Source organism: Roseibaca sp. Y0-43 (genome assembly GCF_020667835.1).
In the GTDB taxonomy this organism is placed as follows: domain Bacteria; phylum Pseudomonadota; class Alphaproteobacteria; order Rhodobacterales; family Rhodobacteraceae; genus Roseinatronobacter.
Genome location: NZ_JAFMPR010000003.1, coordinates 253,314 through 276,521 on the forward strand (window position 1 = coordinate 253,314; position 23,208 = coordinate 276,521).

Genomic DNA, 23,208 nt, shown 5'->3' on the forward strand with positions numbered 1-23,208 from the left:
GTGCAAAACCGGTTTGAATGGCCCTTCGGGGCGGGAGTGATGCGCATGTTCGAGAACCTGTCAGAACGGCTGTCCGGCGTCTTTGACCGGCTGACGAAACAGGGTGCTCTGACCGAGGATGACGTTCGCGCGGCATTGCGCGAGGTCCGTGTCGCGCTGTTGGAAGCTGACGTGTCGCTGCCTGTGACGCGCGATTTCATCAAGCGCGTGCAGAAAAAAGCCACGGGCGCGGCGGTCACGAAGTCGATCACGCCGGGCCAGCAGGTCGTCAAGATCGTGCATGACGAGCTGATCGCCATGCTGGAAGGCGACGAGGCTGCCGAGGCGCTGAAAATCGACAACCCGCCCGCGCCGGTGCTGATGGTGGGTTTGCAGGGGTCTGGTAAAACGACCACCACCGCGAAGCTGGCCCGCCGTCTGAAAGACCGCGAAGGCAAACGCGTGCTGATGGCATCGCTCGACACCAACCGCCCGGCCGCGATGGAACAGTTGGCGATCCTTGGCACCCAGATCGGGGTCGATACACTGCCCATCGTCAAGGGTCAGTCGGCGGTCGAGATTGCCAAACGCGCCAAGCAACAGGCCACCTTGGGCGGCTATGACGTCTATCTGCTGGATACCGCGGGCCGCCTGCATATCGACGAAGTGTTGATGGACGAAGTGCTGGCTGTGCGCGATGCCGTCAGCCCGCGTGAAACGCTGCTGGTCGTCGATGGCCTGACCGGGCAGGACGCCGTGAATGTCGCCGCCGAATTCGACGGCAAGGTCGGCGTGTCGGGCGTGGTTCTGACGCGTATGGATGGCGACGGGCGCGGCGGCGCCGCGCTGTCGATGCGCGCCGTCACGGGCAAGCCCATCCGATTCGTGGGTCTGGGCGAAAAGACCGATGCTCTGGAAGTATTCGACCCGAAGCGCGTTGCGGGCCGCATTCTGGGCATGGGCGACATTGTCGCGCTGGTCGAAAAGGCGCAGGAAGTGCTGGAGGTCGAACAGGCCGAACGCATGATGAAGCGCTTCCAGAAAGGTCTGTTCAACATGAACGACCTGAAGCTTCAGCTTGACCAGATGCTCAAGATGGGCGGTATGCAGGGTGTCATGGGCATGATGCCGGGCATGGGCAAGATGCAGAAACAGGTCGAGGCTGCGGGCTTTGACGACACAATGCTCAAGCGCCAGATCGCGCTTATCAACTCGATGACCAAGAAGGAACGCGCGAACCCCGCGATCCTGCAAGCCAGCCGCAAGAAGCGCATCGCCGCCGGTGCCGGGCTGGAAGTGTCCGAGTTGAACAAGCTGCTGAAACAGCACCGCCAGATGGCCGACATGATGAAGACCATGGGCAAGAAGGGCATGTTGAAGCAGGCCATGTCCGGCATGTTCGGCAAGGGCAAAGGGGCCGATGCCATGCCAGACCCCGGCCAGCTTGACCCGAAACTGGTGCAGATGGCCGAACGCCAGATGATGGGCGGCGGCGCGCTGCCCGGTGGCCTGTCCGGCATGTTCAAGAAGAAATGACCCCCGGTCCCGCAAAGGAAAAGACCTGCCATGAGCGATGAAAGCGCCCGCGCGGCCGAGTTACTGGCCGACCACCGTGACAGCATTGACCGGCTGGATGCGATCCTTGTCTACACGCTGGGCGAGCGTTTCAAGCACACGCAGGCCGTGGGCCGCCTGAAAGCGCGGCACGATCTTCCCCCGTCCGACCCCGCGCGCGAAGAGCGCCAGATCGAACGGCTGGAATGGTTGGCGAAAGAAGCCGACCTTGACCCGGAATTCGCCAAGAAATTCCTGAATTTCATCATCTCGGAAGTGATCCGTCACCACGAGAAGTTGCAACGCTAACCCGATGGGCCGTGCGCCCGTCCTCGCCATTCTGAAGGAGAAACTGACATGGCAACGAAGATCCGTCTGGCCCGTGGTGGGTCCAAGAAACGCCCCCATTACGCGATTGTCGCGTCCGATTCGCGTATGCCGCGCGATGGCCGCTTCCTGGAAAAGCTGGGCACCTATAACCCGCTTCTGCCCAAGGACAGCGAAGACCGCGTGAAAATGGACATGGAGCGCGTGCAATACTGGCTGAGCCAGGGCGCACAGCCGACCGACCGTATCGCCCGTTTCCTTGAAGCGGCTGGCGTGCGCGAAAAGGCGACCCGCGCCAACATGAAGAAAGCCCAGCCCGGCAAGAAGGCGCAGGAACGTGCCAAGGAAAAGGCCGCCAAGGCCGAAGCCGGCAGCGAAGCCGCCGAATAAACGACTGCGCAGGCGGGCGGTTTTACGCCGCCCGCCGCCGCGCGCGCCGAGGGTCGCGGCATGGCCCGCGCTTTCGATCTGGCGGCATGACCCGTTCGGCGTTAGGCTTTCCCCAGCCGAAAACGACGGATTTGTGCGATGCGGATCTTGATCGCCGGGGAAAACGCGTCGGCCCGCAAGGGTGGCGAAGCCATCCTGCCGCTGATCTATGCCGCCAAGATGCAGGCACGCGGCCATGACATCGTGCTTGTCACCCATGCCCGTAACCGCACCGAGATCGAGGCCGATTTCCCCGCTCTCGCCCCGTTTACCCACTACATAGCCGATGCGCTATCGCACCGCGTGCTATGGGCGCTGGGCGAGCGGTTTCCCGAAGCCTTGCGCGACCGCGCGTTCGGCAACATGATCGCGTTGCTGACGGCGTGGGACATGCGGCAAATCGTGCGGCGTCTGATCGCCCGTCAGTCTTTCGACCTTGTGCATCAGCCCATTCCCGTATCGCCCGCCACGCCCTCGCCGCTTTATGGCTTGGGGGTGCCGGTCGTGATCGGCCCGATGAATGGCGGCATGTCCTACCCGCCCGGTTTTGCCGCGCGCGAGGGGCGCGCGGCGCGGGCATTCCTGCGCCTTGGCCGAATGACCGCGCGGCTGGCAAACCGGCTATGGCCCGGCAAGGCGCAGGCCGCGCGCTTGCTGATTGCCAATGACCGCACCCGGCGCGCCTTGCCAGTGACCCATGCCAGCATTCTGACCATGCCGGAAAACGGTGTCGACCTCGCGATCTGGACAGCGCCGCCGCCCCATGCGGGGCCGGGGCTGCGCAAGGGGTTCCGGCTTGTCTTCATGGGGCGCCTGATCGGGCTGAAAGGGCTGGACCTGACCTTGCAGGCCATAGAGATCGCCCGTGCGCGCAAGCCGGGTTTGAACATCACGCTCGACATTCTGGGCGATGGCCCCGAACGCGCCATGATCGAAGCCCGCGGCTTGCCCGGCGTGTATCTGCACGGTTTCCTGACTCAGGCAGAATGCGCCGCACGCCTGACCGGTGCCGATGCGTTGATCCTGAACTCTTTGCGCGAATGCGGCGGCGCGATCATTCTGGAAGCGATGGCGCTGGGCGTGCCGGTCATCGCGTCCGACTGGGGCGGGCCTGCGGATTATGTCACGCCAGAGACCGGCATCCTGGTGCCGCCCGCCCCCGCCGACAGCTTTGCCGACAGGCTGGCCGATGCGATCTTGCAGATGGCCGAGAACCCAGATGCCGCGCGACGCATGGGGCAGGCAGGCCTTGCCCGCGTGCGGGAAAAATTCGACTGGCAGCAGCGTATCTGCGACATGGAAGAGATCTACCGATCCGTCGCGCGCTGACTTGCATTTCCGCGCGGAATTCGGGAAAGGCAAAGGCGCAAATGGCATGGGGTCCATGATGGTAGAGCAGTCCGGTTCAAAGAAAGCAAAGCCCGACCGCGTATGTGTCGGGGCCGTCGCGGGTGCCTACGGCGTGCGCGGCGATGTGCGCCTCAAAAGCTTTTGCGCAGAGCCAGAGGCGATCGCGTCCTATGGACCGCTTTGGTCCGAAGACGGCACCCGCAGTTTCGACGTCACGCTCGGCCCGTCCGTGGCGCAAGGATTTGCCGCGCGGTTGAGCGGGATCACCACGCGCGAAGCGGCCGACGCGCTGCGCGGCCTGCGCCTGTTCGTGGATCGTGACCGGCTGCCGGGCCTGCCCGATGACGAATTCTACCATGCCGACCTGATCGGCCTTCAGGTGTTCGACACGGGCGGCGCGCCCTTGGGCCGGGTGAAGGCCGTACTGAACCACGGTGCAAGCGACCTTTTGGAACTGGTCACGCCGGGGCAAAAGGGGGCGGTGCTGCTGCCATTCACCCGCGCCATCGTGCCGACGGTCGATCTGGCGGCGGGCCGTATAGTGGCCGACCCGCCCGAGGGGCTGTTGGAATGACCGAGACCCCCAAGCGCCGCGCTGCCGGGCGATTGTCGGCCACCCCGTCGCTTTCGCCGCGTGACATGACCCGCCCGCGCCCGCCTGCCCAAGTGTGGCAGGCGCGGATCATCACCCTCTTTCCAGAGGCGTTTCCCGGTGTGCTGGGTCTGTCGTTGACCGGCCGCGCGCTGAAAGAGGGGCGCTGGGGGCTAGAGACGATCGACCTGCGCCCCTTCGGCATCGGCAAACACCGTAACGTGGATGACACGCCCGCGGGGGGCGGTGCGGGCATGGTGCTGCGCGCCGATGTGCTGGGCCGCGCGATTGACGCCGCGCAACGCGGTGTGCCCGCTGACCGGGCGGCATGGCCGCTTGTGTATCTGTCGCCGCGCGGGCGCCCGTTCACGCAAGCCATGGCGCGGGACTGGTCGCGCGGCAAGGGCGTGACCATGCTGTGTGGCCGCTTCGAGGGCGTGGACCAGCGGGTGCTGGACCATTACGGGATAGAGGAAGTCAGCCTTGGCGATTTCGTGCTGACCGGGGGCGAATTGGCGGCGCAGACGATGATTGACGCCACGGTGCGGCTGTTGCCCGATGTTCTGGGCAATGCGGACTCGACCGAGGAAGAAAGCTTCAGCGCGGGGCTTCTGGAGCATCCGCAGTATACCCGCCCCGCCGAATGGATGGGCCTTGGTATTCCGTCCGTGCTGCTGTCGGGCAACCATGCCGAGATCGCGCGCTGGCGGCAAGAACAGGCCGAGGCCGCGACCCGCGCGCGCCGCCCGGATTTGTGGGCGGCGTGGACAGGCAGCAAGCCGGATTAGGGGGCTTTGCCCCCGCCGCGGCTGCGCCGCGACTCCCCCAGGATATTTTTGCAAGGATGAAGGGGATTAGTGGAAATCCCGGCTGGGAAACAGCTTGCGTGCCTGTTCGCGCGGGTGGCGCGCGCCGGACGCGCCGGGTGTCATGCTGGGCACGGGGCGGCGGGTTTCATCCGCGCGGCCATCATTGGCGGGCAGTGGCGCGGGGCCACCAAGTTGGCCCAGCAGGGCCGAGATGTCGTCGATCTGTTCGGCGATGACGTGGATCACGGGCCCGTCGCGCTGCACCCGGCCCGTGACGCGCAGCAAGCGCCCGCCGATGACCGCGCGGCGGAAGCGGTCATACATGGTTTTCCACACCACGACATTGGCGCAGCCGGTTTCATCTTCGAGCGTCAGGAACACCACGCCCGAGGCCGTGCCGGGGCGCTGGCGGGTGATGACAAGCCCGGCGATGATGACGCGGCGGGTCGCCTGGGTCAGCTTGTCATGCGGCAGGGTTTTGGGCAGGCGCGGGCGCAGCAGTTCCAGCGGATGCGCGCGCAGCGACAGGCGCAGGGACAGGTAGTCTTCGACCACGGCCTCGCCCAGTGACATGTCGGGCAAGGTGACGGTGGGTTCCTGTTCGCCTTCGCCATCCGGCCCGAACAAGGGCAGGGGCGCGGGCGCGCGCAAGGCCCGCACCTGCCAAAGAGCTGTGCGGCGCGAGAGGCCGATGGTGGTGAAAGCGTCGCCCTCTGCCAGCCGTTCCAGCGTGTCGGGGGGCACGCCCGCGCGACGCCACAAGCTGTCTATGTCCGGGTAGCCATTGCTGCGCGCGGCCACGATCCAGTCGGCATCTTCCTGCCCCACGCCCTTGATCTGGCGAAAGCCAAGCCGCAAGGCCAGCGCGCCATCCGTGCGCATCTCCAGCGTGCAATCCCAGTCGGAATGGTTGATCGAGACGGGGCGGATTTCGACCCCGTGCTCGCGCGCGTCGCGCACCAGTTGGGCGGGCGCGTAGAACCCCATGGGCTGGCTGTTAAGCAGCGCGCAGGTGAAAACCGCCGGGTGGTGGCATTTCAGCCAAGCCGAGATATAGACCAGCCGCGCGAAGCTGGCGGCGTGGCTTTCGGGAAAGCCGTAGCTGCCGAAGCCCTCGATCTGGGCGAAACAGCGCGCGGCGAAGTCTGGGTCATAGCCGCGCGAGAGCATGCCGGTGATGAAGCGGTCCTGAAAGCCCCCGATCGTGCCCATGCGCTTGAAGGTGGCAAGCGCGCGGCGCAGGCGGTCGGCCTCGGCGGGCGTAAAGCCTGCCGCGACCACGGCGATCTGCATGGCCTGTTCCTGGAACAGCGGCACGCCGTAAGTGTGGCCCAGCACCTCCATCATGGCGGGGCCAAGGTCTTCGACCGCTTCGCGGCCCTGACGGCGGTTGATGAACGGGTGCACCATGCCGCCCTGGATGGGGCCGGGGCGCACGATGGCGACCTCGCACACCAGATCGTAGAAGGCGCGCGGGCGCATCCGCGGCAGAAAGTTCAGCTGCGCGCGGCTTTCGACCTGAAAGACGCCAATCGCATCGGCCCGGCAGAGCATGTCATAGACCGCCGGGTCTTCGGGCGGGACCGTGGCCAGATCCAGCCGCTGGCCCCGGTGCTGTGCCAGCAGGTCGAAGGATTTGCGGATCGCGGTCAGCATTCCCAGCGCCAGCACATCGACCTTCAGCAGGCCCAGCGTGTCGATATCGTCCTTGTCCCATTCGATGATGGTGCGGTCTTCCATCGCCGCGTTTTCAATCGGGCACAGGTCATCGAGCCGCCCCTTGGTGATGACGAAGCCGCCCACATGCTGCGACAGGTGGCGGGGAAAGCCGATGATCTCGGAAATCAGCGCCAAGGCTTGCCCGATGCGGCGGTCGTCCGGGTCGAGCCCCGCTTCGCGCAGGCGGTCCGGCCCCGGCGGGCTGGCGGACCAGCCCCAAAGCTGGCCCGACAGGCGCCCGATGACATCGGCGCTCAGGCCCATGACCTTGCCCACCTCGCGGATGGCGGCGCGGGTGCGGAAATGGATGACGGTTGCCGTCAGCCCTGCGCGGTCGCGCCCGTAGCGGTCGTAAATCCACTGGATGACCTCTTCGCGGCGTTCATGTTCGAAATCCACGTCGATGTCGGGCGGCTCGCCGCGTTCTTTGGAAATGAACCGCTCGAAGATCAGCGTGATCGATTCGGGCGGCACTTCGGTCACGCCCAGCAGGTAGCACACGACCGAATTGGCGGCAGACCCGCGCCCTTGGCACAGGATGCCGCGCGAGCGGGCGAAATCGACAATGTCATGCACGGTCAGGAAATAGGGGGCGTAGTCCAGATCCGCGATCAGGCGCAGTTCCTTTTCCACGCGCTCGACAATCTTGGCCGGTGCGCCTGCCGGGTAGCGTTTGCGCAGCCCTTCGCCCGCCAAGCGTTCCAGCCGGGCTTGGGCGGGTTCGCCGTTCTGCGCCTCGTCTGGGTATTGGTAGCGCAGCGCGTCCAGCCCAAAGGCGCAGGCATCGGCAATCTGCACGGTGCGGCGCAGCGCGGCGGGGTGGGCGGTGAACATGCGCGCCATTTCCGCGCCGCTTTTCAGGCGGTGTTCGGCATGGGGCAGGCGGTGCTGGCCGATCGTGTCTATCGTCAGGCCCAGCCGCAGGCAGGTCAGCACATCGGCCAGCGGGCGGCGGGCGGCGGCGTGCATCAGCACATCGCCAAGCGCGACCATGGGCAGACCGGTGGTCTGCGCCCATGCGGCCATATGCGCCAGCCGCGCCGGGTCGCGCCCGTCATAGCGTGGCGTAGCACCAAGATAGCATTGGCCGGGGAAGTGGCGCAGCATGGCGCGCAGGTCATCGGGCAAGGGTTTTTGCAACGGATCGGGCGGCAACGCGATCAGGATCATGCCGTGGCAGCCCGCGTAAAGGTCGGCGCGCGCAAGGTGGCACTGGCCCTTGGGCGCGCGGCGTTTGCCAAGGGTCAGAAGCCGGGTCAGCCGCGACCATGCGGGCAGGTCGGTGGGCAGGGCCAGCCATTCGGTTGCGCTGTCGGTCAGCACCAGCCGCGCGCCGGGGATCAGCCGGGGCAGGGGGTGGCCTGACAGGGCAAGCGGTGTCGCATCGGGCGCGGTGGTCTGGCGGCTGGACGGGTCGGTCTGGCGCTGGGCGCGCACACCCGCCGCTTGGGCCACGCCCTCGGCGCGCAGCCGCGCCAGTTCCTTCAGCGCGGCATGGGCGCGCACAACGCCCGCGACCGAATTGCGGTCGGTAATGGCAATGGCGTGCAACCCCAGCTCGGCGGCACGCGTGACCAGTTCTTCCGGGTGGGACGCGCCCCGCAGAAAGCTGAAATTCGTCGTCACGCAAAGCTCTGCATAGGCAGGGTCGGACATGGCGGGCCTTGGGTTTGTTCCTGTTTTGTTCATATATCTGTCCATGGTCCAGAGTCGAGTCCCCGCGCGCCCAAGCAAAGCCCTTGCGTTTCAGTGCGCATGGGCCTATATCCCCTTGCAACAGCGGCGCGTCGCAAGATGCTCCACCGGAAAATTCAACGGGCCGCATGGCCCGTTTTTTGTTTTATGCGCCCTTGGAGGGGTGATGACCGACCTGATCGCGAAAACCACGCTCGACCAGCGGCTGGCGGCCATCGTGGCCCCGGTGATCGAAGGGCTTGGGTTCGAACTGGTGCGCCTGCGGGTGATGTCCGGCAAGACCCGCACGCTTCAGATCATGGCCGACCGCCCCGATGGCGGCATAGAGGTCGATGAACTGGCCGATATTTCCACCGCCGTGTCTGCCGTGCTCGATGTCGAAGACCCGCTGGAAGATGCCTATACGCTGGAAGTGTCCAGCCCCGGCATTGACCGCCCATTGACCCGGCTGAAAGACTTCGATGCTTGGAACGGCTACGAGGCGCGGATCGAGACGACCGAACTGATCGACGGCCGCCGCCGCTTCAAGGGTGTGCTGGCCGGGGTCGAGGGTGACGAGGTGCTGATCGACTTGGAAGAGGGTGACGAGACCGTCACCATCGGCTTGCAATTCGACTGGTTGTCGGATGCCAAGCTGGTTCTGACCGATGACCTGATCGCGGAAATGCTGCGCGCTCGCAAAGCCAGCGGCGCCATCGACGAATCGAAATTTGACGAGATTGAAACCGACGCGCCCGATGCGGGCCTTGAGGAGAACTGAGACATGGCCATCACATCCGCCAACCAGTTGGAACTGCTGCAAACCGCCGAAGCGGTGGCGCGCGAGAAGATGATCGACCCCGAACTGGTGATCGAGGCGATGGAAGACAGCCTCGCCCGCGCGGCCAAGTCGCGTTACGGCGCGGATATGGACATCCGCGTCAAGATCGACCGCAAGACGGGTGTGGCGACCTTCACCCGCGTGCGCACCGTGGTCGAGGATGACCTGCTGGAAAACCACCATGCGGAACTGACCGTCAAGCAGGCCGCGCCCTATCTGGACGACCCCAAGGTGGGCGACGAGATCATCGACGAAGTGCCGCCGGTGGAGTTGGGCCGCATCGCCGCGCAATCCGCCAAGCAGGTGATCTTGCAGCGCGTGCGCGAAGCCGAGCGTGACCGTCAGTACGAAGAATTCAAGGATCGCGCGCATACCATCATCAACGGTGTCGTGAAGCGCGAGGAATACGGCAACATCATCGTCGATGTGGGCGCGGGCGAAGCGATCCTGCGCCGCAACGAGAAGATCGGCCGCGAAAGCTACCGCAATGGCGACCGCATCCGCTGCTACGTTAAGGATGTGCGCCGCGAAGCGCGCGGGCCGCAGATCTTCCTGTCGCGTACCGCTCCGGAATTCATGGCCGAATTGTTCAAGATGGAAGTGCCGGAAATTTACGATGGCATCATCGAGATAAAGGCCGTCGCCCGCGACCCCGGTTCGCGCGCCAAGATCGGCGTCATTTCCTACGATTCGGGCATCGACCCGGTCGGCGCTTGCGTCGGTATGCGCGGCAGCCGCGTGCAGGCGGTGGTGAACGAGCTTCAGGGCGAGAAGATCGACATCATCCCCTGGACCGAAGATCAGGCGACCTTCCTTGTGAACGCGCTGCAACCGGCAGAGGTCAGCAAGGTCGTGATCGACGACGAGGCCGGCAAGATCGAGGTTGTCGTGCCCGATGAGCAACTGTCGCTGGCAATTGGCCGTCGCGGTCAGAACGTGCGCCTTGCCAGCCAGTTGACGGGTCTGGACATCGACATCCTGACCGAATCGGACGAATCGGCACGCCGTCAGGCAGAGTTTGCCGCGCGCACCAAGCTGTTCATGGACGAGTTGGACATCGACGAGATGATGGCCCAGCTTCTGGTCGCGGAAGAATTCACCTCGCTGGAAGAGGTGGCCTATGTCGAGCTGGACGAACTGCTGGCCATTGACGGTTTCGACGAGGAAACCGCCGAAGAGCTGCAAACCCGCGCCCGCGAACGTCTGGAAGCGGTCGCCGCCGCCGCACTGGCCAATGCCCGCGAGTTGGGGGCAGAGGACAGCCTGATTGAATTCGACGGCCTGACACCCCAAATGGTGGAAGCATTGGCGAAAGACGGCATCAAGACGCTGGAAGATTTCGCCACCTGCGCCGACTGGGAACTGGCGGGCGGCTGGACCACCGTCAATGGCGAGCGCGTGAAGGATGAAGGGCTGCTGGAGCAGTTCGACATGAGCCTTGAAGAAGCGCAGACGCTTATCATGACCGCGCGCGTGCTGCTGGGCTGGGTCGACCCGACCGAGATGGAGGCCGAGGCCGACGAGACCGAGGAGGACGCCGAGGTCGAGGAAGAAACGCGCTAAAGGTCTGGCACGATGGCACGCGGCGGGCGCAAAGTTGAACGCGACGGGCCCGAGCGGCGCTGTATCGCCACGGGGCAAAGCCAGCCTGCGCGCGGGCTGATCCGCTTCGTGGTCGGGCCAGAGGGGCAGATCGTGCCCGATGTGGCGGGCAAACTGCCGGGTCGTGGCATCTGGGTCAGCGCCGATCGCGCGGCGCTGGACCTTGCGGTGAAGAAGAAGCTGTTCGCCCGCGCCGCGCGCCAGCCCGTCACCGTGCCGGACGGCTTGGCCGATCTGGTCACAGGGCAGGTGTTGCGCCGGGTGTTGGACCTGATCTCGCTCGCGCGCAAAAGCGGGCAGGCGATCGCAGGGTATGAAAAGTGCCGCGAACTGGCCATGGCCGAAGAGATGGCGGTTCTGATCCAGGCGGCGGACGGTTCTGCCCGCGGCAAGACGAAACTGCGCCCGCCCGAGGGCGATGCGACCTATATAGACTGGCTGACCGCCCAAGAGCTGGGTTTGGCTTTCGGTCGTGAACATGTGATACATGCCGCGCTTCGTGCTGGCGGATTGCAGCGACCTGTTGTAGAGGAAGCGGCAAGACTGGCAGGATTGCGCACAGATATCGGCGGATCTGCCGCCGGAGAGGACAAGACGGACGCATGAGCGATACAGACGGTAAAAAGACACTCGGACTGGGCGGACAGGGCGGTCAGGTGAAGCAAAGCTTCAGCCATGGGCGCACGAAATCCGTGGTGGTCGAGAAGAAGCGCAAGCGCGTTGTGGTTCCCAAGGCGGGGGCGCAGCCGGGCGCGGCCGCGGGCAAGCCTGCCGGTGCGCCGAAATCCGATCCGTCGCGCCGCCCCGCAGGGATCTCCGAGGCAGAGATGGAGCGCCGCCTGAAAGCACTCGCCGCCGCCAAGGCGCGCGAGGCTGAAGAGGCAGAAGCCCGCGCCGCCGAGGAAAAGGCCCGCGAGGAGGAACGCCAGCGCCGCCGCGAAGAGGCAGAGGCCCGTGAGCGCGAAGAGCGTGAGCGCGAAGCCGCCCTGCGCGCCAAGGAAGAAGAGGACGCCCGCGCCAAGGCCGAAGCCGAAGAGCGCAAGGCACGCAAGGCCGCCCCCGCGGCCGAGCAGACTGCACCGGCTGCCCCCGATGCGCCCTTGTCCGAGCGCTCGCGCCCGGCAGGGGCCGATGCGCGCAAGCCCGCGAAGCGCCAGGACGATGATCGCGGCGGTCGCCCGTCGAAGCCGCGCGAGGAAGGTGGCCGCCGGTCCGGCAAGCTGACCCTGAACGACGCCCTGACGGGCGGCGGCGGTCGCGAACGCTCGCTCGCCGCGATGAAGCGCAAGCAGGAACGTGCCCGCCAAAAGGCGATGGGTCAGACCCAGTCGCGCGAAAAGGTCGTGCGCGAGGTCCAATTGCCCGAAACCATCGTTGTGCAGGAACTTGCCAACCGCATGGCCGAGCGTGCCGCCGATGTGGTCAAGGCGCTGATGAAGATGGGTGTCATGGCCACCATGAACCAATCCATCGACGCCGATACCGCCGAGATCATCATCGAGGAATTCGGCCACAAGATGGTGCGCGTGTCGGATTCCGACGTGGAGCAGGTGATCGAACAGGTCGAGGATAACCCCGAAGACCTGAAGCCGCGCCCGCCGATCATCACGATCATGGGCCATGTCGACCACGGCAAGACCTCGCTTCTGGACGCGATCCGCAAGACCAACGTGGTCTCTGGCGAAGCTGGCGGGATCACCCAGCATATCGGGGCCTATCAGGTCACGACCGAAAGCGGCGCGGTGCTCTCCTTCCTCGACACGCCGGGCCACGCGGCCTTTACCAGTATGCGCGCACGCGGTGCCAATGTGACCGATATCGTCGTGCTGGTCGTTGCGGCGGACGATTCCGTCATGCCGCAGACGATCGAGGCGATCAATCACGCCCGCGCGGCCAAGGTGCCGATGATCGTTGCCATCAACAAATGTGACAAGCCCGCCGCCGACCCGAACAAGGTGCGCACCGAACTCTTGCAGCACGAAGTCGTGGTCGAGGCCATGTCGGGCGATGTGCAAGATGTCGAAGTGTCCGCCGTGACCGGCAAGGGGCTGGATCAACTGCTGGAAGCCATCGCCCTTCAGGCGGAAATCCTGGAACTGAAGGCCAATCCCGACCGCGCCGCCATGGGCGCCGTGATCGAGGCGCAGCTCGATGTGGGCCGTGGCCCGGTCGCGACCGTTCTGGTTCAGAACGGCACGCTGCGCCGGGGCGATATTTTCGTCGTGGGCGAGCAGTGGGGCAAGGTTCGTGCCTTGATGAACGACCAGGGCCAGCGCGTGGATGAAGCCGGTCCCTCCGTGCCCGTAGAGGTGCTGGGCCTGAACGGCACGCCCGAAGCCGGGGACGTTCTGAACGTGGTCGAAACCGAAGCACAGGCCCGCGAGATCGCCGAATACCGCCAGCAAGCGGCCAAGGACAAACGCGCCGCTGCCGGGGCTGCCACCACGCTGGAGCAGCTGATGGCCAAGGCCAAGGAAGACAAGGACGTGGCCGAGCTGCCGGTTCTGGTCAAGGCCGACGTGCAAGGCTCTGCCGAAGCGATCGTTCAGGCGCTGGAAAAGATCGGCAACGACGAGGTGCGCGTGCGCGTGCTGCATTACGGTGTGGGTGCGATCACGGACACCGATGTGGGCTTGGCCGAAGCGTCGGGCGCACCGATCATCGGGTTCAACGTGCGGGCCAATGCCTCGGCCCGGAACTCCGCCAACCAGAAGGGCGTCGAGCTGCGCTATTACTCGATCATCTATGACCTGGTCGATGACATCAAAGCCGCTGCATCGGGCCTGCTATCCGCCGAAGTGCGCGAAAACTTCATCGGCTATGCCGAGATTCGCGAAGTCTTCAAGGTCACGGGCGTGGGCAAAGTGGCGGGTTGTCTTGTCACCGAAGGCGTTGCGCGTCGGTCGGCCGGCGTGCGCCTGCTGCGCGACAACGTCGTGATCCACGAGGGCACGCTGAAAACCCTCAAGCGCTTCAAGGACGAGGTCAAGGAAGTGCAGTCGGGTCAGGAATGCGGTATGGCGTTCGAGAATTACGACGACATCCGCCCGAAAGACGTGATCGAGATTTTCGAACGCGAAGAGGTCGAGCGCACGCTGAGCTAAACGTCGCAATCAAGGAAACGCAAAAGGCACCTTCGGGTGCCTTTTCGAGTCTAAGGGGCAAGCCACGACGAAGACAGTGCAGCACCGGCCTGACATGGCCAACCCGCGATCCCGATTTTGCCCATCATGGGGCATTTATATGGGGAATATGGTGGGTGATGAGAGACTCGAACTCCCGACATCTTCGGTGTAAACGAAGCGCTCTACCAACTGAGCTAATCACCCGACCTGTCGCGCGATTTAGCCGCTTTCGCCGGGCGGCGCAAGATCGCAGGCCGTGATTATGCGCCCAGTAGTTCCGTCATCAACGGGTTCGGGAAACGGCGCGCGCGGGTGATGGCCAGGAAGGTCTCGTCAATCCCGTCCAGTTGTTTCAACTCGACCAGCACGCCTTGGCGCAATTCGTCGCGCACGGCAATGGGCGGGATGACGGCGAACCCGGCATCAGCGCGCGCCAACAGGCGCAGCATGGCCATGTCATCGGCCTCTGCCGCGATATTCGGGGTGATCCCAAGCTGGTCGATCAGCCCGTCGAACGCCGCGCGCAAGGCGGTCTCAGGCGTCGGCAGCACCAAGGGCGCGAAGGTCAGAAGCTCTGGCAGGGCCATGGGCGCGCGGGCAGCGCGCAGCGGTGTCCCGATCAGGCTGACGGGCTGCGAGGCGATGCGCTGCACCCGCCATGGGCTGGCTGCGTCGCGGGCGGGGGCAAGGTTGGTCAGCACCACGTCATAGGCCATCGCGTCCAGACCCCGCAACAGGTCGCTCTGGTTGCCGGACCGCAGCACGACCTCGACATCCGCGCGCCCGACGAGGGGTTCCAGAAACTGCATCTGGAAATTGCGCGACAGCGTGGCCAAAGCCCCCACCCGCAACGCACGCCGCACCTGCCCGCGTTCGCGCAACGTGGCCGACAGGTCTTCGGCGGTGCGAAAGATGGTTTCGGCATGTTCCAACGCGATGCGCCCGGCTTCGGTCAGCACCAACCCGCGCCCGCGACGCTCGAACAGGTCATGGCCCAGCGACGCTTCCAGCGCCTTTATCTGGGTCGAGAGCGCAGATTGCGACAGGTTCAGCCGTCCGGCGGCCCCGGTCAGGGTGCCCTCGGTCGCGACAGCGCGAAACAGGCGCAGATGGTGCAGGTTCAGCATACTTTCACCAAATAGAACATTAACAGTGAAAATATGTAATTTTTTGAAAGTTTGGCAAGTGATACCTGCAATCCAACACTGTTTTGGAGGGACGCCATGACCACCTTTTTGCCACTTGGCCATCTTGCCCCGCTGCTTGTTCTTGCCGCCGCTGTCCTTGGCTTCTTGCGTCCGGGTCGCCGTCCGGCGCTTGTGCCGCAACTGGCAGAGGCAGCAGCCCTTGGGGCGATGGCACTGGCCGCGCTGGGCGCGATCCAGCTTGTCATGGGCGGCGCGGTCGCAACCGGCAGCGCGGCGCTATCGTTGCGGCTGGATGCCGCCAGCGCGACCATGACGCTGCTTGTGGCTTTCGTCGGCTGGATCGTGGTGCGGTATTCCCGCAGCTACCTGGACGGCGAAGCGCGCGAGGGGCAGTTCCATGCGCTGATGCTGACCGCGCTCGCCGCCGTGCTGACGCTGGTGCAATCGGGCAGCCTGCCGGTTCTGATCGCGTCCTTCATCGCCATCGGTCTAGTGCTGCGGCAATTGCTGTTGTTCTACGCAGACCGGGCAGAGGCGCAGCGCGCCGCGACCAAGTTCAGCCTAGTCTGGGGCGCGGGCGACGCGGCGCTGGTTCTGGCGGCGCTGTTCCTGTGGCAGGCCTTCGGCACGCTGGACGTGGTGGCCTTGGGAGACGCGGCGCAATCGGGTCTGCCGGTGTCAGGCCATGTCGCCGTTGGGTTCCTTGTGCTGGCGGCGGCGCTGAAAACCGCGTCCTTCCCGCTTCATGGCTGGCTGACAGAGGTGATGGAAGCGCCGACCCCGGTCTCTGCCCTGCTGCACGCGGGCATCATCAATGCCGGTGGCTTCTTGCTGATCCGCAATGCCGAGGTGGTGCAGGCCAGCCCCGGCGCGCTTGCCGCGCTGGTCATGCTGGGTGGGCTGACCGCGCTATTCGGGGCCATGGTCATGCTGACGCAAAGCGCCGTCAAAACCGCGCTAGCGTGGTCCACCGTCAGCCAGATGGGGTTCATGCTGCTGCAATGCGGGCTGGGCCTGTGGGCGCTGGCGCTGCTGCATATCGTGGCGCATTCCATGTACAAGGCGCACGCCTTCCTTGCCTCTGGCGGGGCCGTGCGGGCAGTGGCGGGCGTGACCCGGCCCGGCCCGGTGGCCGTGCCCGGTCTGGGCGCGGTGGCGCGGGCCTTCTTGCTGGCGCTGGCCATTTACGCGGTGGTCGCCACCGGGTTCGGGCTGGCGATGGGAGCGAAATCGGCGCAGGCGCTGGCGCTGGGTGCGATCCTGATCTTCGGGGTGGCCTATCTGGTCGCACAGGGTCTGGCAGATGCCGCCCCGCGCGCGCTGACGCAGCGCACGGCTCTGGCCTCTCTGGCAGCTGCCATTGCCTATTTCGCGCTGCATGTGGCCGCAGGCGCGCTTTGGGGGCCGCACCTGCCCAAGCCGCCAGTGCCCGGCGCGCTGGAATGGGCGCTGATCGTGCTGGCGCTTGGCTCTTTCGGGCTGATCGCCTTTGCCCAAGCGCTGTTCCCACTTTGGGCGCATCACCCCTCGACCGCCGGGCTGCGGGTGCATCTGACCAATGGCCTGTATCTGAACGCCGTGCTCGACCGCCTGATCGGGGGCTTGCGCACAACCTATTCCACCGGGCGGAAGGCCTGAGATCGTGACAGAGATAGAGACTGGGAGAGAGACGATGTTCCATAAGCAAAGCCAGTTCAGCCCCGCCCATATCTCGGGCATTCTGAAAGCCGCCGAGGCTGCCGCCCGCGATATTCCGCCCGCTTTCCCGCTGGATGCCACCGTGGCCGTGAACCCCTTCCTTGGCCAGACGGGCGAGGATCTGGCAACCGCAAGCGCCCGGTTGGCGCGGGTGGCGGGTGTGCGGGTCACGCGCGAGCGGTCGGACTACGCCCGCGCCGTGGCCGACGGGGCGATCACGGACGATGATCTGGCCGAAGCCTTGGCCGCCTGCCCGCATGGCAACAAACCTGCCAGCCTGGAGGCGCTGAAAAGTCAGCTTGCCGCCGACAGCCCCGCCCCGCGCGCGCTGCCGACGGTCGCGCATCTGGCCGCGGCAGCCACGGGCACGGACTGGCCCGCGCTGATTGACCGGTGTTTCGGGCTGTGGGCGGCAGGCTATTTCGACCGGGGCCAAGCGCTCTGGACACCCGCGCCCGGCCATTCGGCCTTTGCCGGTTGGCGGGAATGGGCCACGCATGACCTGACCCCCGAAGTGGCCGGTCTGACCGGGTTCTGCGCCCATGTCGCCAGCGCGCCCGATACGCCCGAGCGCGCCATTCTGCGCGCTGCCGACCGGCTTGGTCTGGGCGAGGATGTGGCCGAGCAGGTTTTCCACCGGTTGCTGATGGATATCGGCGGCTGGTCGCAGCACGCGCGCTGGCTGTTGTGGAAGGCCGAACTGGCTGGGTCAAGCGATGCCACCATCACCGACCTGCTGGCTATCCGGCTGATCTGGGAAGAGGCGCTTTTGGACATCGCGCCGCAAGCCGCCAAGCCGTGGGCGCAGGCGCGGGCGGCGCACGCCGCACCCTTGGTGCCTAGCCCTGCGCAGGTGGTCGATGTCATCTTGCAAGAAGCGGCCGAGCGCGCGCATCAGCGCGGCCTGATCGCGGCCTTCGCGGGGGCAAGCGATGCAACTGGTCGTCCAGAGATGCAGGCGGCTTTCTGTATCGACGTGCGGTCCGAAGTGTTCCGCCGCGCGCTGGAAGCGCAGGATGGCGGTATTGAAACCATCGGCTTCGCGGGCTTCTTCGGCTTGCCCTTGGCGCACCGGCCCCATGGCACCGACCAGACGCAGATCCATCTGCCGGTTCTGCTGAACCCGGCCTTGACCACTTGCAGCCATGCCGCGCCAGAGGCAGAGGAAGAGGCCCGCATTTCCGCCCGTGCCGCCCGCGCTTGGGGGCGGTTCCGGCAGGCGGCCGTGTCGTCTTTCGCCTTCGTCGAATCCGCCGGGCCAATCTATGGCTGGAAACTGGTCAAGGGGGCGTTGGGGCTGGATGGCGTGAAGCCAGAGAAGTCGCCTGCGCCGCGTGTCGAGGGCGGTTTGAGCGCTGAGCAAAAGGCCGAGATCGGCGCGAAAGTGCTGACCGCGATGAGCATGACCAAGGGCCATGCCCCCTTGGTGCTGCTGCTGGGCCATGGCGCAAGCGTTACCAACAACCCGCATGAAAGCGCCTACCATTGCGGGGCGTGTGCCGGGCAGACGGGCGAAGTTTCATCGCGGATGCTGGCGATCTTGCTCAACGACCCCGAAACCCGCGCGGGCCTGCCGGCGCATGGCATTACCGTGGCTGATGATGTGCTGTTCGTGGCCGGTCTGCATGACACGACGACGGACGACATCACGCTCTATGCCGACAGCCCCGCGCCCGCGCACAAGGACCGTCTGGCGCAAGCACGGCGCTGGCTGAAAGCGGCGGGCGCGCAAGCCCGCGCCGAGCGGGCGCTGCGCCTGCCCGGTGCGAAGGCGCAGACCATCACAGAGCGCGCCGCCAACTGGGCAGAGCTGCGGCCTGAATGGGGGCTTGCGGGCTGTGCGGCCTTTGTTGCCGCGCCACGCCCGGCCACTAAGGGCACCAACCTGCATGGCCGCGCCTTCCTGCACAATTACGACTGGCAGGACGACGCGGGCTTTGCCACGCTGGAGCTGATCCTGACCGCCCCGGTGGTCGTGGCAAGCTGGATCAGCCTGCAATATTACGGATCGAGCGTTGCGCCCCATGCCTTTGGCGGCGGCAACAAGCTGATCCACAACGTTGTGGGCGGCATTGGCGTGGTGCAGGGCAATGGCGGCGTGTTGCGCCCCGGTCTGCCATGGCAAAGCATCCATGACGGCGAAGGGCTGGCGCATGAGCCCTTGCGCCTGTCGGTCATGGTAGAGGCGCCGACGCAAGCGATTGCCGATATTCTGGCCAAGCACCCCGATGTGCAGGCACTGTTCGACAATGGCTGGCTGCACCTGTTCGCACTGGAAGGGGGCAAGGTCGTGTCGCGCTACCGCCCCGGTCTGGTCTGGGAGGGCGCGCAAGTGCAGGCGAAAGCCGCCTGACTGTCTGAGCACACTGACACCGCCGAAAGCTGGCGGTGTCAGTTCATTCGCGAAACGTCCTTATTCTGCGATGCAGATTTCTTTGCGCAGGACCGCCAGCGTGGTCCGCGCCACAAGCCCGGTGATCGCGGTCAAAAGGACCACAAGCAACACGGTCCCGATGGTCTTGTGCGCGGCAGAGCCCGCCTCGCCCGCATAGGCGAAACTGGCCACCGTCAGCGCCGCGATCGGAAAGGACAAGGCCCACCATGACAGCGCGAAGGGAATGCGCCGGAACTTGGCAAGCTGGGTTATGACGACCGCGGCAAAGACATAGCCAAGGCTGAGCAGGATATGCCCGAAAGGGCCGACCTCTCCGGTCAGGTTCAACCATGCGACGAAGGCCACCGCCGGGGGTGCGACAAGGATCATCAGGGTCGGCACCATCTTGCCCGGCATCGGGTCGTGAAACATCAGGCGTTGCGCGACAAGCGTCAGCAAGATGACCCAGAACATCAGCCCGCCCGAGAAGAACAGCCAAGAGATTTCGACATACCCAAGCCGCGCCCCGGCGATGGGAACGATCACGTTGCCGACCGCCGGGATGAACCATGCCGGGGTCAGATGGCCCGTCTGGAAGCTGCGATGCCCGATCCAAGACCCGATGACCGCAAGCGCAAGCGTGCCTTGCAATGCGGTGCCGATGGACCAGACCCAGAGGGCCGCCTGTGGGTGGTCGGCGCTGAGCGCCGTTGCCATCAGCAGAAGCGAAATCGACGCGGCCGGGAAAAACGCGATGCGGATCGGGTGGTGCCATTCATGCGCAACGCTTTCACCCGCGAAAAGCGCTTTCAGCAGGTAAAGGGCGGCGATGGTCAACAGGACTGTGCCAGAGACATAGAGCGCGATTTCAGAGGAGCTGCCCGCCAAACCATAGGCCTTTTCCGCCGCGTGCAGCGCCAGCGTGGTGCCGAACAGGCCCATCGGAATCGCGAAGAACATGATCGGAAAATTGGCGAGGCGAGACTCGTCTGCGGGAAGCGTTTCGGTAGCCACGGCAAATACCCTTTCGGACCGACAAGAGAAGCTGCTCTGCGCCCGCCGGCACACCACGGCTGCGCAGAGGTCTTGTCTAGGCCCACGACTCCGGGTCCGGCATGATCTGAATCAAACTGGTGGCAAAAATTCCAGTTAATCCGAGCGCCTGCGCTTGCTGGCCCGTCGCTGCACTAGCGCATCAGGACGACCGGCACCTTGCAACTGCGCACCATCTCTGTGGTGCTGGACCCGATGACAAGGCTGCGGATGCGCGAATGGCCATAGGCGCCCATGACGACCATGCCAAAGCCCTCGGCCTCGACCAGTTTGCCAAGCTCGGTTTCCGGCTGGCCGGGGATCTGCCGGATTGCGGCATCAATCCCCGCCGCTTTCAGCAGCGCTTGCGCATCGGCCAGCCCCTTGCGCGCCTCTGGGCTGTCCGGCCCGACCGTCACGACGGTCACGGCCAGCCCCGCGAAAAGCGGGCTGCGCGCGATGTGATCGACCGCCTTCATGGCCGACCGCCCGCCATCATAGGCCACCAGCACTGATGCGATGGGCTGAAACGCGCGCGATGCCACGAAAACGGGCTTGCTTGCGGCCCGCACGATGCGTTCCAGGTTCGACCCCAGATGCGCCTTGGCGAAGTCTGCTGCCTCGCCGCGTTTGCCGATCAGGATGACGCGGGCCTCGGCTTCGATCTCGGCAATCGCCTCGACCACGTCGCCATGGCGCAGGCGCGTTGTGACACTGGCCGCACCGGCCTGTTCCACGATGGCGCGCGCATCGTCCAGAATGGCGCGGCCCCGGTGGTTCATCAGCTTGGCGCGCTGGGCGTCCAGGTCCGCCAACTCGTTCATCAGCGCGCTGCGTGCACCCAGCCGGATTGCCCCGGACAGGTCGCGACTCTCGGGCGCGTCGCGGCGGCCCAGAACGTGGATCAGTTCCACCGGCGCGCCGGTCGCCTTGGCGATCCATGCCGCATGGTGGCACACGCTTTCGGAATAGATGGACCCGTCCACCAGCGCGATGATCTTCTCTGACATGGCTGTGCCCCCCCTCAATGCCCGCTCAGCGCATCCATCGCGCCCGGTTTGTCATGCATGGCCAGCTTGTCGACCAGCGTTTCGGTGGCTTGGTTCATGCCGACCACGTCCACCTCTGCCCCGTCGCGGCGGAATTTCAGGATGGCCATGTCCAGCGCCTGCACGGACGATATATCCCAGATATGCGCGCGGCTGACGTCGATCACCACGCGCTCGGGAGCATCGCGGAAGTCGAAGGCATTCATGAAATCCTCGACCGATCCGTAGAACAACTGCCCTTCCACATGATAGGTGCGTACCCGCCCATCGGCGCTGATGTCAGATGTCACGCGGAACAGTTGCGCGATCTTGGCGGCAAAGAAGATGCCCGACAGCAGCACACCGACCAGCACACCGATGGCCAGGTTATGCGTGTAGATCACGGTCACAACCGTTGCCACCATCACGATGGAGGAAGACCGCGGATGCGTGCGCAAATTGGCGATGGAGGACCATGAAAACGTGCCAATGGACACCATAATCATGATCGCCACCAGCGCGGGCATGGGAATGATGCTGACAAGATCGCCCAGCCCCACCACCAAGATCAGCAGGAACAACCCGGCCACGAAACACGAAAGCCGCCCGCGCCCGCCGGATTTGACGTTGATGATGGACTGCCCGATCATCGCACAGCCCGCCATGCCGCCGATGAACCCGGTCGCGGTATTGGCAATGCCTTGGCCGATGCATTCCTGATTGCGGTCCGACTTGGTGTCGGTCAGGTCATCGACAATGTTCTGGGTCATCAGGCTTTCCAGCAGGCCCACCACCGCCACCGCGATGGAATAGGGCAGGATGATGAGCAGTGTTTCCAGCGTGAACGGAATGTCGGGGATCAGGAAGACCGGCAGCGTGTCGGGCAATTCGCCCATATCGCCCACCGTGCGCACGTCCAGCCCAAGCGCCACGGTCAGCGCGGTCAGGATGATGATCGTCACCAAGGGCGAGGGGATGGCCTTGGTCACGCGCGGGAACAGGTAGATGATCGCAAGCCCAAAGGCGACCAGCGCGTAGGTCAGCCATGTCACATTGCGCGGGTCCAGTTCCGGCAGTTGCGCCATGAAGATCAGGATCGCCAGCGCGTTGACGAACCCCGTCATCACCGATTTCGAGACGTAGCGCATGACGAAGCCCAGCCGCAAAAGCCCCGCCCCGATTTGGATCAGCCCCGCCAGAACGGTCGCGGCCAGCAGGTATTGCAGCCCGTGCTCTTTCACCAGCGTGACCATCAGCACCGCCGTCGCCGCCGTTGCCGCCGAAATCATGCCCGGACGCCCGCCCGTGATCGCGACCAGAACGGCAATCGAGAAGCTGGCATACAGCCCTACCTTCGGGTCCACCCCCGCGATGATGGAAAAGGCGATCGCTTCGGGGATCAGCGCCAGTGCAACGACCAGCCCGGCCAGCAGGTCGCCCCGGATATTGCCAAACCATTGCGCGCGGTAAGTGTCGATGGAGATCATGTCGTCGGGGTCCGTTATGGGCAAAAGGCGCGGGGCATCGGGGGCCGCCGCGCTTCTGTCTGGTCCCGGCGCGTTGGTCGCCGGGTCAATCTGCGTTGCGCGCGGGCCTATCGGCTTCGGGCCGGAAGAGCAACCTGCCAGCCCTTGCAGACGGGCGGCAGATAGGTTTGTGTCGCCCCCGCGCAACGTGTAGGTTTTGCCCAAAGCGTGCGGCTACGGGGCCAAGATGAAGCTTCTCGATGTAAAACACCCGTTTTTTCGCCCCAAGTGGCGCCGGGTGCTGGTGACGGCCCTCTGCCTGGGCTGGTCGGCGGTAGAATTCGCCATTGGCAGCCCGATGTTCGGCGTGTTGTCTGGCGCGCTGGGCCTGTGGTGCCTGTATGCGCTGTTCTGGAAATTTGACCCGGCCGCATTCGGGGAACACGGGCAAGAGTGATCGG

18 protein-coding genes and 1 tRNA gene are annotated in these 23,208 nt (G+C 65.2%); 13 read left to right on the plus strand and 6 right to left on the minus strand.

The genetic code is table 11. From position 1 onward, the window contains the following. Nucleotides 1-45 precede the first annotated feature (45 nt). The 6 genes from ffh to trmD all read left to right on the plus strand — a co-directional run bounded on the left by ffh (nucleotide 46) and on the right by trmD (nucleotide 5,019). Nucleotides 46-1,515 (plus strand): signal recognition particle protein, encoded by a 1,470-nt coding sequence (gene ffh / locus J1C52_RS05385; RefSeq protein ID WP_227426898.1) that lies wholly within the window; start codon nucleotides 46-48, stop codon nucleotides 1,513-1,515. Between the two features lie 30 nt (nucleotides 1,516-1,545). Continuing rightward, complete coding sequence (locus J1C52_RS05390; RefSeq protein WP_227426899.1) at nucleotides 1,546-1,842, plus strand: chorismate mutase; 297 nt, start codon at nucleotides 1,546-1,548, stop codon at nucleotides 1,840-1,842. Nucleotides 1,843-1,890: 48 nt separating this feature from the next. Continuing rightward, nucleotides 1,891-2,250 (plus strand): 30S ribosomal protein S16, encoded by a 360-nt coding sequence (gene rpsP, locus J1C52_RS05395; RefSeq protein ID WP_227426900.1) that lies wholly within the window; start codon nucleotides 1,891-1,893, stop codon nucleotides 2,248-2,250. Nucleotides 2,251-2,388: 138 nt separating this feature from the next. Beyond that, entirely contained in the window at nucleotides 2,389-3,618 is a 1,230-nt protein-coding gene (locus J1C52_RS05400; RefSeq protein ID WP_227426901.1) for a glycosyltransferase family 4 protein, read from the plus strand. Between the two features lie 46 nt (nucleotides 3,619-3,664). After that, nucleotides 3,665-4,213, plus strand: a complete 549-nt coding sequence (rimM, locus tag J1C52_RS05405) for a ribosome maturation factor RimM (protein ID WP_227426902.1) — start codon at nucleotides 3,665-3,667, stop codon at nucleotides 4,211-4,213. After that, entirely contained in the window at nucleotides 4,210-5,019 is an 810-nt protein-coding gene (gene trmD / locus J1C52_RS05410; RefSeq protein ID WP_227426903.1) for a tRNA (guanosine(37)-N1)-methyltransferase TrmD, read from the plus strand. Before rimM ends, trmD begins: the two co-directional genes overlap by 4 nt. 66 nt (nucleotides 5,020-5,085) lie before the next feature. Here the strand turns inward: trmD and J1C52_RS05415 are convergent, their stop codons facing one another. Beyond that, nucleotides 5,086-8,415, minus strand: coding sequence for an error-prone DNA polymerase (locus tag J1C52_RS05415; RefSeq protein WP_227426904.1), 3,330 nt, complete (start codon nucleotides 8,413-8,415; stop codon nucleotides 5,086-5,088). Between the two features lie 205 nt (nucleotides 8,416-8,620). Between J1C52_RS05415 and rimP the strand changes: the two genes are divergently transcribed. From rimP to infB, 4 genes are read left to right on the plus strand one after another with little or no spacing between them, the layout of a single operon-like run. After that, nucleotides 8,621-9,214 carry a ribosome maturation factor RimP gene (gene rimP / locus J1C52_RS05420; RefSeq protein WP_227426905.1) on the plus strand — a complete coding sequence of 198 codons (594 nt, stop codon included), beginning with the start codon at nucleotides 8,621-8,623 and terminating at the stop codon, nucleotides 9,212-9,214. 3 nt (nucleotides 9,215-9,217) lie between these two features. Beyond that, nucleotides 9,218-10,837, plus strand: coding sequence for a transcription termination factor NusA (nusA, locus tag J1C52_RS05425; protein ID WP_227426906.1), 1,620 nt, complete (start codon nucleotides 9,218-9,220; stop codon nucleotides 10,835-10,837). A 12-nt stretch (nucleotides 10,838-10,849) separates the two neighbouring features. Then, a complete protein-coding gene (locus tag J1C52_RS05430) occupies nucleotides 10,850-11,482 on the plus strand; it encodes an RNA-binding protein (protein WP_227426907.1) in 633 nt (210 codons plus the stop codon). Next, entirely contained in the window at nucleotides 11,479-13,980 is a 2,502-nt protein-coding gene (gene infB, locus J1C52_RS05435) for a translation initiation factor IF-2 (protein WP_227426908.1), read from the plus strand. Before J1C52_RS05430 ends, infB begins: the two co-directional genes overlap by 4 nt. A 149-nt stretch (nucleotides 13,981-14,129) precedes the next feature. Here infB and J1C52_RS05440 read toward each other — a convergent pair. Together J1C52_RS05440 and J1C52_RS05445 are read right to left on the minus strand one after the other, a co-directional pair. After that, nucleotides 14,130-14,205: transfer RNA gene (locus tag J1C52_RS05440), tRNA-Val, on the minus strand. A 56-nt stretch (nucleotides 14,206-14,261) separates the two neighbouring features. Next, nucleotides 14,262-15,128 carry a LysR family transcriptional regulator gene (locus J1C52_RS05445; protein WP_227426909.1) on the minus strand — a complete coding sequence of 289 codons (867 nt, stop codon included), beginning with the start codon at nucleotides 15,126-15,128 and terminating at the stop codon, nucleotides 14,262-14,264. Between the two features lie 96 nt (nucleotides 15,129-15,224). Between J1C52_RS05445 and J1C52_RS05450 the strand changes: the two genes are divergently transcribed. Further along, nucleotides 15,225-16,787, plus strand: coding sequence for a proton-conducting transporter membrane subunit (locus J1C52_RS05450; RefSeq protein WP_227426910.1), 1,563 nt, complete (start codon nucleotides 15,225-15,227; stop codon nucleotides 16,785-16,787). Nucleotides 16,788-16,821: 34 nt separating this feature from the next. Next, on the plus strand, nucleotides 16,822-19,200 hold the full coding sequence (locus J1C52_RS05455) for a YbcC family protein (RefSeq protein WP_227426911.1): 2,379 nt from the start codon (nucleotides 16,822-16,824) through the stop codon (nucleotides 19,198-19,200). A 60-nt stretch (nucleotides 19,201-19,260) separates the two neighbouring features. Here the strand turns inward: J1C52_RS05455 and J1C52_RS05460 are convergent, their stop codons facing one another. The 3 genes from J1C52_RS05460 to J1C52_RS05470 form a co-directional block, all read right to left on the minus strand. Further along, nucleotides 19,261-20,235: an SLAC1 anion channel family protein gene (locus J1C52_RS05460; RefSeq protein ID WP_227426912.1), complete on the minus strand. Its 975-nt coding sequence runs from the start codon at nucleotides 20,233-20,235 to the stop codon at nucleotides 19,261-19,263. 173 nt (nucleotides 20,236-20,408) lie between these two features. Beyond that, the gene (locus tag J1C52_RS05465) at nucleotides 20,409-21,263 is read right to left on the minus strand and encodes a universal stress protein (protein ID WP_227426913.1); all 855 of its coding nucleotides are present in this window, start codon (nucleotides 21,261-21,263) and stop codon (nucleotides 20,409-20,411) included. Between the two features lie 14 nt (nucleotides 21,264-21,277). Further along, nucleotides 21,278-22,768 carry a SulP family inorganic anion transporter gene (locus tag J1C52_RS05470; protein ID WP_227426914.1) on the minus strand — a complete coding sequence of 497 codons (1,491 nt, stop codon included), beginning with the start codon at nucleotides 22,766-22,768 and terminating at the stop codon, nucleotides 21,278-21,280. 226 nt (nucleotides 22,769-22,994) lie between these two features. Between J1C52_RS05470 and J1C52_RS05475 the strand changes: the two genes are divergently transcribed. Further along, nucleotides 22,995-23,204 (plus strand): hypothetical protein, encoded by a 210-nt coding sequence (locus tag J1C52_RS05475; protein ID WP_227426915.1) that lies wholly within the window; start codon nucleotides 22,995-22,997, stop codon nucleotides 23,202-23,204. Nucleotides 23,205-23,208 lie beyond the last annotated feature (4 nt).